This is a genomic window from Pandoraea sp. (assembly GCF_004297875.1).
Taxonomy (GTDB): Bacteria; Pseudomonadota; Gammaproteobacteria; order Burkholderiales; family Burkholderiaceae; genus Pandoraea.
On sequence record NZ_SCSK01000046.1, the window covers coordinates 43,870 to 53,712 of the forward strand.

The window sequence follows — 9,843 nt, forward strand, 5'->3', positions numbered from 1 at the left end:
GCAAGCCCTGTCACAGCGACCCTTTGTTCAATGCACATTCCCTATCACCAATGTAAATTCCCATTTTTCGGGAAACATGGGTATCCAATATGTATTTCGATGCATTAGGGTAACCCCGATCTCAAGCGACCAAAACACCCGCCGTTAAACCGGCAACGATGTCGCGATCCGCAAGTCAGCCTGGCACATGCAGCCCCCAAACCCGGAGGCTTGCGGATCGAAATCGTGCCGCGCCAATGGTGGCTCGCGGCACGGTGCAACCCCATTGTCACGTCCAACACAATCAGTACAACCGGGAGCACACAATGGAACACACCACGCCCGAACGGGGAATGGAGCTGCACGAATTGAGCGCCATCAGCACGGCACTGAACCGGGTTCAGGCGGTCATCGAGTTCGATCTGCACGGCATCGTGCTGCATGCGAACGACAATTTCCTGCAAGTCCTCGGCTACACCCTCGACGAAGTGCGCGGCCAGCATCATCGGATGTTCTGCGAAGCAACCTATGCCGAGAGCGCCGCCTACCGGCAGTTCTGGGAAAAGCTCGGCCGCGGGGAATTCGACCATGGCGAATACAAGCGCATCGGCCGCGACGGGCGCGAGATATGGATCAATGCCTCCTACAACCCCGTGTTCGACGCCGACGGCAAGCCGTACAAGGTGATCAAGTTCGCCACCGACGTTACCGCCGCGCGCCAGCGCAATGCCGAGTACGAAGGCAAGGTGCGCGCGATGGACAAGGCGCAGGCGGTCATTGAATTCGATCCGAGCGGCAACATACTGACGGCCAACCAGAATTTTCTCGACGCCATGGGTTATCGACTCGAGGAGATTCAGGGCAAGCATCACCGCATCTTCTGCGACGACGCTTATACGGCCAGCGACGACTATCGCGCCTTCTGGGCCAAGCTCAACCGTGGCGAGTTCGACGCGGGCCGGTACAAGCGACTGGGTAAGGGTGGCCGCGTGATTTGGATCCAGGCCACCTACAATCCTATTTACGACGGTAACGACAAGCTGACCAAAGTGGTCAAGTTCGCTACCGATGTCACCGCTCAGGTCGAGCTGGAAGAGCAGGTCAGGCGGCGCGCCGAGGACGACCAGCGCAAGGTGGCCGCCCTGCTCGAGGTCGTCAACGGCGCTGCCGCGGGCGACCTGACCGGGCAGATCGTGATTGGCGGCACGGACCCGATCGACCAGCTCGGCGCCGGCATCAAACACATGATCGACGATCTGCGCGGCGTGATCGGCCAGGTGGTCGAGTCGGCCAGCGGCTTCTCGGCATCGTCGCAGGACATCGCCGGTCGCGCCAACACGGTGGCCGGCGGCGCCCAATCGCTCGGTGCGACGGTCGAGGAAATGAACGCTTCGGTGGAAGAACTGACCGCCTCGATCAACTCGATTGCCGACAACTCGCGCAGCGCCGACGGCTTGGCCAAGGACACCCAGCAGGAAGCCGAGCGCGGCGCCAAGGCGATTGCCCGCTCGATCGAGTCGATGGAGCTGATCAATAAGTCGTCGGAAGACATCAGCGAAATCATCAAGGTGATTGGTGAAATCGCCAGTCAAACCAATTTGTTGGCGTTCAACGCCGCCATCGAGGCCGCGCGCGCTGGCGAGCACGGACTTGGCTTTTCGGTCGTTGCCGACGAGGTACGCAAGCTCGCCGAGCGTTCGTCACAGGCGGCCAAGGAAATTTCCAAATTGATCAACGAATCGGTCAAGCGGATCGCGCAAGGCAGTGACATCTCCCGCCAGGCCGGCGAGGCCTTCGAAAAGATCGTGGCCGGCGTCGCCCGCACCACTCAGGCCATCTCCGAGATTTCCTGCGGGGCAGACGAACAGTTGGTGGCCGCGCGCGAAGTCAGCGCGGCAATCCAGCAAGTTGCCGAGGACGCGGAGAAATCGGCCGGCGCCTGCGACCTTATCGCGCGAGAGAGTGCCACGCTCATGCGTGGCGCCGAGGCACTCGACAAGACAGTCATGCGTTTCGTGGTCTAGCCTTGGGAAGGCCCCTGCCATGAGCGATTCCGAGGTCGATCCGCTCACCCGGCGCGCCCTGTTCGAGCAGGTGCGCCGGCATACCGGCATTGTCATGAACGAGCGCAAATGGCCGATGCTCGACGGCCGCCTGCGGCGTCGCCTGCAGGCGCTCGCCCTGCCGGGCTACCGCGAGTATTTGGGCTTGCTGGAAGCAACACCCAGCGAAGTGCGCGACTTCGTCGATCTGGTCACCACCAATGAAACATCGTTCTTCCGCACACCGCGCATCTGGCAATATCTGGCCGAGGAATTCCTGCCGCGGTGGCACCACGCGCACCCGCATCTGCCGTTGCGCGTCTGGTCCGCAGCTGCTTCGAGCGGCGAGGAAGCCTACAGCGTCGCGATGCTGTGCGAGGAATTTCGCGCCCGTCACCCGGGTTTCCGTTATCGCATTCTCGCCACCGATATTTCGGACGGCATTCTGCGCAGCGCCGCAACCGGCCACTACCGCGGACGAAGCGCTGCCGGCCTGCGACAAGCGCATCCTGCCCTGCTGGACAAATACTTCAGCACCGACGAGGACGGCACCGGCATTCGCGCCAATTCAGCCCTGCGCGCGCAAGTGACGTTTCGCCAGCACAACCTCTACAAGCCGCCGCGCGACGTCGGGCCGGTCGATCTGACGCTGTTGCGCAACGTCCTGATCTATTTCGACACGGCCGGTCAGCAAGCGGTGCTGGAGAATGTGCGGCGCGCGATGGCGCCCGACGGCGTGCTGATCGTCGGCGAGTCCGAGTCGTTGAGCCGCTTTCATGCCGGCTTCGTGTTCGAGCAGCCGCTGATCTATCGTCAGGGAACGGCCCATGTCCAGCACACGTGAAATCCAGGTGCACATGTGCGAAATCGCCGTCGGCCGCGGCAGCGATGGCAACGTGCTGCGCACTACGCTCGGCTCCTGCGTGGGCATCGGCTTACTGTGGCGCGAGCGCGATCTCTATGGACTGGCGCATTGCCTGCTGCCCGACAGCGCGCCCGGCGCGCCCCGTCCGGTCGAGCCGGGCGCCAAATACGTCACCCAGGCCGTGCCATCGCTGCTGTCGATGATGCATGCCTGGCATGCGCCACCGAACGCGCTGGAAGCCGTGCTGGCCGGCGGCGCGAATATGGTGCATTACGTCAGCACGCCACGCCATGCGCCGATCGGCGAGCTGAATGTGCGCACCGCGCAAAGACTGCTTGCCGAGCGCGGCGTGCGGGTGGTGCACCTCGACGTCGGCGGCGACTGCGGCCGCCAATTGTCGATCGATTGCGCCCGGCACGAATATGCGGTCAAGACAATCTCTCGCTTTGCCTGATCTCGATGAACCGGAACCCCGCCATGGAAAACGCCGCCGCGCCCGACCTTTCGTCCGCCGTCGAACTGTATGGTTCGTTTCACCTGGGCCAGGCCGAGCTGGCGTTACCGGTCGCAGCGCTGCAGGAGGTGGTCAATTATCCCGCCGCCGTCACCCGGGTGCCGCTTGCCCCGCCCCATTTACTGGGCCTGTTCAACCTGCGCAGCACGCTCATTCCCATCGTCGATTTGTGCCAGTTGCTGCGCCTGTCCGGGGATCGTGCGCGCCTGACCGGCAAGATTGCCATTGTCGAGCTGGGCGACGCCCGCGTCGGTCTGCTGTTCGATGGCACCGGAGAAATCCTGCGCGTGCCGGCCGCCCAAAAAGTCGCCTTCGAGCCGCCCGCCAATGGCATCGCAGTGATCGCCGGTGCGCTCAAGCTCAATGGCGGCGAGCGCATTTTGCAGATTCTCTCGGCCGCGGCGCTGCTCGGGTTGCCCGACATGCCGCGCCTGCAACACCGGGCCGACAGCATGCAGCGTCGCGCGCAGCGGGCGCTGCGCGAGCAAACGGTGTCGTTCCGGGCGGCGGGCGCTCACGTGGCGCTGCCGATGGCGGCCATCCAGGAGATCATCCGCGTGCCGACGCTACTTCCCTCGCCGTTGGCCGACGAGCTATGTATCGGCATGCTGAACCTGCGCGGCGCGACCCTGCCGGTGGTGGATCTGGCGCGCTTGCTGGGCGCGGGTTCCGATGGCGAGGCCGAGGCAGAGGAGCCGTCCGACGAGCCGAGTAATCAGGCCGCGACCGACGAGCAGCGCATCGTGATCTTTCAGCAACAGGGCGTGCACGTCGGACTGCTGGTCGACGAAGTGCGCAGCATCGTCGGCTATCGCGCCGACGATTTGCTGCCCATGCCGGTCTATTGCGCGCGGCAGGTGCCTCTGTTCGCCGGCTGCTTCGGGCATGACGGGCAGGACAGCATTTTCCTTCTGAGTCCGGCGGCATTGCTGGCGCACCCGCAGCTCGCCGCGATCGCCGAGGGACACCACGAACTTTACCGTGCGACCGGCGCAGCGTCGACGGCCGCCGGCCCCAACGCGCGCCGGCATACCGGCATGCGCGAGACCTATGTGATGTTCCGGCTGGGGCACCTGCTCGGGGTGCGCATCCGCCAGTTGCGCGAGGTAATCGATTACGGCGGCGAGATCGTCACGACACCGGGCGCGCCGTCGTTCGTACGCGGCGTGCTGCATCTGCGCCGGGAATTGATCACCGTGGTCGATGTGCGTGCCATGCTCGGCATGGCCCCGCACGACGATCTCGCGCAGACAAAGATTCTGATCGTCGAACATAGCGGGGAAAAATTCGGTCTGGTGGTCGATACGGTCGACAATATCGTCACGCTCGACGACGGCGAGCGCGTGCCGGTGCCGGCCGTACTGCTGCAGCAGGCCGGCGCTGCACTGCGCGGCTGCATGACGGAGGCTGTTGAATTGCCCGAGCACGGCATGCTGATGCTGATCGATCTGGGCCGCCTGTGCGAACACGTCGCGCTTGAAGCGGCGGCTTGAGTCACGCTGCCCGCGTCACTCGATACCGAGTGCCTCGAGCCATGGAAACAGTCGCCGACGACCGGGCCGGACTTGCCGGTGGTAGTCCACCGGACGGGCGCACCGCAGGAATTCGCCACGTCCGTGGGCGTCGCTCACATACCCCGTAGCGCGCTCCCACAAGATCGTGCCGCGCGAGAGCGTGAGCGCCGGCCAGGCCCTTACTTCACGCCCCTCGTATGGCGTGTAATCGACCGCATGGTGCAGGGCCTCGTTGCGGATCGGCTGCGCGGCGAAGGTGTCCCAGATTACCAGGTCGGCATCCGAGCCGATCGCAATACTGCCCTTGCGCGGGTAAAGCCCATATAGCTTGGCCGGCTCGGTCGCGGTAAGCGAGACAAAGCGCTGCACGCCGATGCGGCCCTGCAGGACGCCCTCGGAAAACAAGAGCGGCAGGCGGGTCTCCAGGCCAGGAATGCCATTGGGCACGCGATCGAACGGCGCATCTTCACCGGCGATCTGCTTGCCGCGCGTGTCCGCATAACGGTAGGGTGCGTGGTCCGACGAAAACACCTGGAAAGTGCCGTGATCAAGCGCCCGCCACACCGACTCCTGATTAGCGGCATCGCGCGGTGGCGGGCTGCAGATGCACTTGGCGCCTTCGAAACCCTCGCCCGCCAGGTCGTCGTGGGTCAGGAACAAGTATTGCGGGCAGGTCTCGGCATAGATCGGTGCGCCGCGCATCTGGGCCTGCTGTATCTGCTCGATCGCCTCGCGCCCCGACACGTGCACGATCAGCACCGGCGTGTCGAGCATTTCGGCAAGCGAGATCGCCCGATGCGTCGCTTCGCGCTCGACCGCCGGCAAGCGCGAGAAGGCGTGATACAACGGCGCGCTCAGGCCACGCGCCAGCATTCGCTCGGTGAGCCAGGCAATGCAGTCGGCATTCTCCGCGTGGACCATGGTCATCGCCTTCTCGCGCCTTGCCACTTCGAGCACGTCGAGGATGCGACGGTCGTCGAGTTTGAGTGCGTCATAGGTCATGTAGATCTTGAACGACGTATAGCCCTCGGCGATCATCGCCGGCAGCTCGGCCTCAAGTAGCGCGGGCGTGGGGTCGGTGATGATCAGGTGAAACGCATAGTCGATGATCGCCTTGCCTGCCGCGCGCGCGTGGTAATCGGCCACTGCCTCGCGCAGCGTGCCGCCACGCCGCTGCAGCGCGAACGGAATGATGGTGGTCGTGCCGCCGCACGCGGCCGAGCGCGTGCCGCTGGCGAAATCATCCGCCATCAAGGTGCCGTCGTCGCTCGGCTGGTCGAGGTGGCAGTGCGCGTCGATGCCGCCGGGCAACACCCAGCGTCCGGCGGCATCGATCTCCCGGGCGCCGCCGCTCAAATCCTGGCCCAACGCCGCAATCACACCATCGGCAACGCCGATGTCGGCGCTAAAGGTGTCGGCGGCCGTGGCAATGCGGGCGTTGCGCACCACCAGGTCGAATGCCGCATGCGTTTGCATCCGTTGCCGGACATGAGATTCGATGGCACTCATGTGAGATCCCGCAGCGGATGCGACGCGCCCTCGACGGGGGACGAAATGGCAAGCAAGCGACGTAAAGTCATGACAATCCCGATTCAATTTCAAAACGACGTGCAATATCTCGGCAACCAGTGCCGTCAGTGCGCGCGGGCAAGCCGGCTGGCTGCGCGCGCTTCTTCGCGAATCAGCCCCAGTACATGACGCTTGAGATCGTTAAAGCGCGGCGAGGTCACGTCACGCGGGCGCGGCAGATCGACGCCGATCATCTCCCGGATGCGGCCCGGCCGGTGCGTCATGACGGCCACCTGGGTGCCCAGCAGCAGCGCCTCGTCGACGCTGTGCGTGACAAACACGATGGTCGATTGAGATTTCTGCCAGATCGTCACCAGCTCCTGCTGGAGCTCCTCCTTGGTCTGCGCGTCGAGCGCGGCGAACGGCTCGTCCATCAGGATCACGTCGGGGTTGAGCAGCAGCGCGCGGGCGATACCCACGCGTTGGCTCATGCCTCCGGAGAGTTCGGACGGATAATGGTTTTCGAAGCCAGTCAGGCCGACCAGATCGATATAGGCCTGCGCCAGTTCGCGCCGCTCCTGTTTGCCGCGCCCCTGCAGCTTGTGATAGAAGGCCACGTTTTCCCACACCATGAGCCAAGGCATCAGTGTCGCCTGCTGGAACACCATGCCGCGATTCGCGCCCGGTTGGTCAACTTGCTGGCCGCCGACGATCACGCGCCCGCTGGATGCGCTCTCGAAGCCGGCGATCATATTCAGCAAGGTCGATTTGCCGCAGCCGGAAGGCCCCAGCAGGCAGAGGAACGCCTGCTTCTCCAGGCGCAGCGAGACGTGGTCGAGTGTCTGCAACTCGGTGCCGCGCCGGGTGTCGGTGAACACTTTGCTGACATCGTCGATTTGTACGTAAGACATTTTTCTCTCCCCGAAAGCAATCGGTTACGGAACCCGCCAGACGGCGTCAGCGCTTGTTGGCGCCACGATGCTGCCAATGCAACACCCGGTTCATCAGCGCCTTCATCATCAGGTCGGACAAATAGCCGAGCACGCCGATGCTGATCATCGCGGCTATCACGAGGTCGTAGCGCAAGAAGTAGTACGAATCCCACAGCGAATAGCCGAGCCCGCTCTTGACCGCCACCATCTCCGCAGTCACTGTCAGCATCCAGGCCGAACCGATGGCGATGCGCAGTCCGGCGAAAATGCTTGGCAGCGCCGCCGGCAGTACGATAAAGCGCAGCATCTGCTGCTGGGTGGCACCCATCATCGCCGCGGCACGAATCAGTTGCCGGTCGGTCGCCTTCACGCCATGGATCGTATTGAGCAGGATCGGGAAGAATGCGCCGAGGAAAACCAGAAAGATCGCCGGCTTGTTGGCGATGCCGAACCAGATGATCGCCAGTGGAATCCACGACACCGGCGGAATCGGGCGCAGCAGTTGCAGGGTCGGCTCGATCGCCTGCTCGACCCAGCGCCACCAGCCAATCGCGACGCCCAGGCCGATCCCCACGAACGAGGCGAGCGCGTAGCCGCACGCCACGCGCGCCAGGCTCGCCTCGGCACTGCCTAGCCAGGCGCCGCTATATGACAGGGTCGAGCCGTCGGTGGCGAAAATCCAGTCGGCCAAGGTCATCAGCACGCGCGAGGGTGCCGGCAACAGCGATGGCGGGATCCATCCCGAGCGGGAGAATAGTTCCCAGCTCACGATCAGGGCAAGCGGGACGAACGATCTCAGGAAGCTGGCGCGCATGCGCGCCTTCGGCTTAGAGACCGGCAAGGACATGGTGGGCAGCGTCGGGATCGGATTCATGGCGTTCGATAGCTCCAGGCCTTGCGGCAAAGAAAGGGACGATGGGCGGGCCGGCATGACGGGGCGCTCAGTAGCCCAACGCGGTCTTTGGCTGACCGGTGGCTTTCATGAGAAACGAATAGTCCATGTGCTGATCGATCTGCGTCGAAACGTCCGACGAGACATAGTGCAAGTCGTGCATCATCGCAGCGATCGCATAGGTTTTCTTGCGGTACATGCGATAGTCGGGGTCAGTGTTCTTGAGCGACTCCGCCGCCACTTTCGGGTCGAGCGCCGTATACTTGCCGATCGCAGCCAGCCACGGACCATCGCCGGCCTTGAGGCCGTCGACCATTTTCACGACAGCGTCCACGGTTTGCTGCACTGATTTTTATTGGCTTCCGACAGCTTCCAACGGTTTCCGGTCTCTCCTGTTTTGTCCAACATTTCAAGTACTTATGTTCCTACACAGTCTTTTTTATACCGATAACATCCGCTTGAATACGGGTAGCTAGTTGGGTAGCCTCGAGCGTGTGTGGGTAGCTATAATAAGCTAATACTCCACAGGAGCTATGGCATGCCCAAACAGCTTCACGTTCTGGACGATATCCAACTCCGCGCCTGGATAAGCAGAGGCGAGCCGGTTGCCAAATCGGACGGTGACGGCCTCACCTTTACGCTGTCAAAGACCGGAACCGCGAGCTGGATTCTTCGCTACCGGCTCGGCGGCAACATCCGGCGCGAGTTGACGCTTGGCAACTACCCAGACATGTCCCTCGCCGCGGCACGCAGACTCGCTCGGCAGCACAGGGTCAAGATCGACGGCGGTGGCGACCCAGCGCGCGAGAAACGCATCAAGAAGGCGCGAGCTGCCGCCGACTGGACTGTCAACCTGCTGATCGACGACTACCAAGAAAAGATCATGCCCTCGCTGGCCGCGGGGAGCGCGGCCGCTCGCAAGCGACACTTCAAGAAGTGCATCCGCCCCACCCTTGGCGCCCTGTCCGTGTCCGCCGTGACTGCCGCGGATATCGTGCTCATGATCGAACGCGTCCGCAGCTGGTCGATGGCGGAACAGATTCTGTGCTCGGCGTCGCGCCTCTTTCATCACGCGGTCGGCCGACGCCTCATCAACGCGAACCCCAGTGCTGGCATTTCGCTTGACGCCATCAAGGGAGCCAAGCCTCCTCCGAGAAAACGCGTGATGCTAACAGCCGAGGAACTGCACGATATCTTGTCCAAGATAGATCATGCCGCAGGTCGAAAGTACGGTTTGATGTTTCGCTGCCTGCTCGGGACGTGCGTCCGGACCGCCGAGCTGGTTAAGTCGAAAAAGGACGACTTTGACCTCGACAAAGGGACGTGGTGGGTCGCACCGGAAAACGTCAAGACGCGCCACGGAATGCTTATCCCTCTCGGTCCGGACCTGATCGAATGGATTCAAGAGTTGATGGATATGTCGGGGGACTCGGAATACCTCCTGCCAGGGATGTACACGCGCGAGGGGAGTCATATGGGCGTGACCACCCTGTGGGACGTCGTGTCGGGGCTTCAAGACGATCACGTGTTCGACGCCCGCTACTTCACACCACACGACACCCGCAGCACCGCGAAAGGCCACATGCGCAATCTCGG

General features: G+C 63.2%; 9 protein-coding genes. 5 read left to right on the forward strand and 4 right to left on the reverse strand.

Annotation, left to right across the window (positions count from 1 at the left end; translation table 11 throughout):
* Nucleotides 1-305 precede the first annotated feature (305 nt).
* From EPN80_RS13650 to EPN80_RS13665, 4 genes are read left to right on the forward strand one after another with little or no spacing between them, the layout of a single operon-like run.
* Entirely contained in the window at nt 306-2,003 is a 1,698-nt protein-coding gene (locus EPN80_RS13650; protein WP_293028128.1) for a PAS domain-containing methyl-accepting chemotaxis protein, read from the forward strand.
* A gap of 19 nt (nt 2,004-2,022) precedes the next feature.
* Entirely contained in the window at nt 2,023-2,865 is an 843-nt protein-coding gene (locus EPN80_RS13655; protein WP_293028131.1) for a protein-glutamate O-methyltransferase CheR, read from the forward strand.
* Nucleotides 2,849-3,340, forward strand: coding sequence for a chemotaxis protein CheD (locus tag EPN80_RS13660; RefSeq protein WP_293028134.1), 492 nt, complete (start codon nt 2,849-2,851; stop codon nt 3,338-3,340). Before EPN80_RS13655 ends, EPN80_RS13660 begins: the two co-directional genes overlap by 17 nt.
* Nucleotides 3,341-3,363: 23 nt before the next feature.
* Entirely contained in the window at nt 3,364-4,893 is a 1,530-nt protein-coding gene (locus EPN80_RS13665; RefSeq protein WP_293028137.1) for a chemotaxis protein CheW, read from the forward strand.
* Between the two features lie 15 nt (nt 4,894-4,908).
* Here the strand turns inward: EPN80_RS13665 and hydA are convergent, their stop codons facing one another.
* From hydA to EPN80_RS13685, 4 genes are all read right to left on the reverse strand, one after another.
* Nucleotides 4,909-6,423 (reverse strand): dihydropyrimidinase, encoded by a 1,515-nt coding sequence (hydA, locus tag EPN80_RS13670; protein WP_293028139.1) that lies wholly within the window; start codon nt 6,421-6,423, stop codon nt 4,909-4,911.
* Between the two features lie 125 nt (nt 6,424-6,548).
* On the reverse strand, nt 6,549-7,334 hold the full coding sequence (locus tag EPN80_RS13675; protein ID WP_293028141.1) for an ABC transporter ATP-binding protein: 786 nt from the start codon (nt 7,332-7,334) through the stop codon (nt 6,549-6,551).
* Between the two features lie 46 nt (nt 7,335-7,380).
* Nucleotides 7,381-8,169 (reverse strand): ABC transporter permease, encoded by a 789-nt coding sequence (locus EPN80_RS13680; protein ID WP_293028152.1) that lies wholly within the window; start codon nt 8,167-8,169, stop codon nt 7,381-7,383.
* 127 nt (nt 8,170-8,296) lie between these two features.
* A complete protein-coding gene (locus EPN80_RS13685; RefSeq protein WP_293028144.1) occupies nt 8,297-8,581 on the reverse strand; it encodes a hypothetical protein in 285 nt (94 codons plus the stop codon).
* A gap of 204 nt (nt 8,582-8,785) precedes the next feature.
* On the opposite strand from EPN80_RS13685, the gene EPN80_RS13690 reads away from it, so the two are divergent.
* The coding region (locus EPN80_RS13690; protein WP_293028146.1) for an integrase arm-type DNA-binding domain-containing protein at nt 8,786-9,843 on the forward strand (1,058 nt) is incomplete at its 3' end.

Coding starts and splice junctions, on each gene's coding strand:
- EPN80_RS13650 (WP_293028128.1), top strand. CDS start 306: ATGGAACACACCACGCCCGAACGGGGAATGGAGCTGCACGAATTGAGC.
- EPN80_RS13655 (WP_293028131.1), top strand. CDS start 2,023: ATGAGCGATTCCGAGGTCGATCCGCTCACCCGGCGCGCCCTGTTCGAG.
- EPN80_RS13660 (WP_293028134.1), top strand. CDS start 2,849: ATGTCCAGCACACGTGAAATCCAGGTGCACATGTGCGAAATCGCCGTC.
- EPN80_RS13665 (WP_293028137.1), top strand. CDS start 3,364: ATGGAAAACGCCGCCGCGCCCGACCTTTCGTCCGCCGTCGAACTGTAT.
- hydA (WP_293028139.1), bottom strand. CDS start 6,423: ATGAGTGCCATCGAATCTCATGTCCGGCAACGGATGCAAACGCATGCG.
- EPN80_RS13675 (WP_293028141.1), bottom strand. CDS start 7,334: ATGTCTTACGTACAAATCGACGATGTCAGCAAAGTGTTCACCGACACC.
- EPN80_RS13680 (WP_293028152.1), bottom strand. CDS start 8,169: ATGCGCGCCAGCTTCCTGAGATCGTTCGTCCCGCTTGCCCTGATCGTG.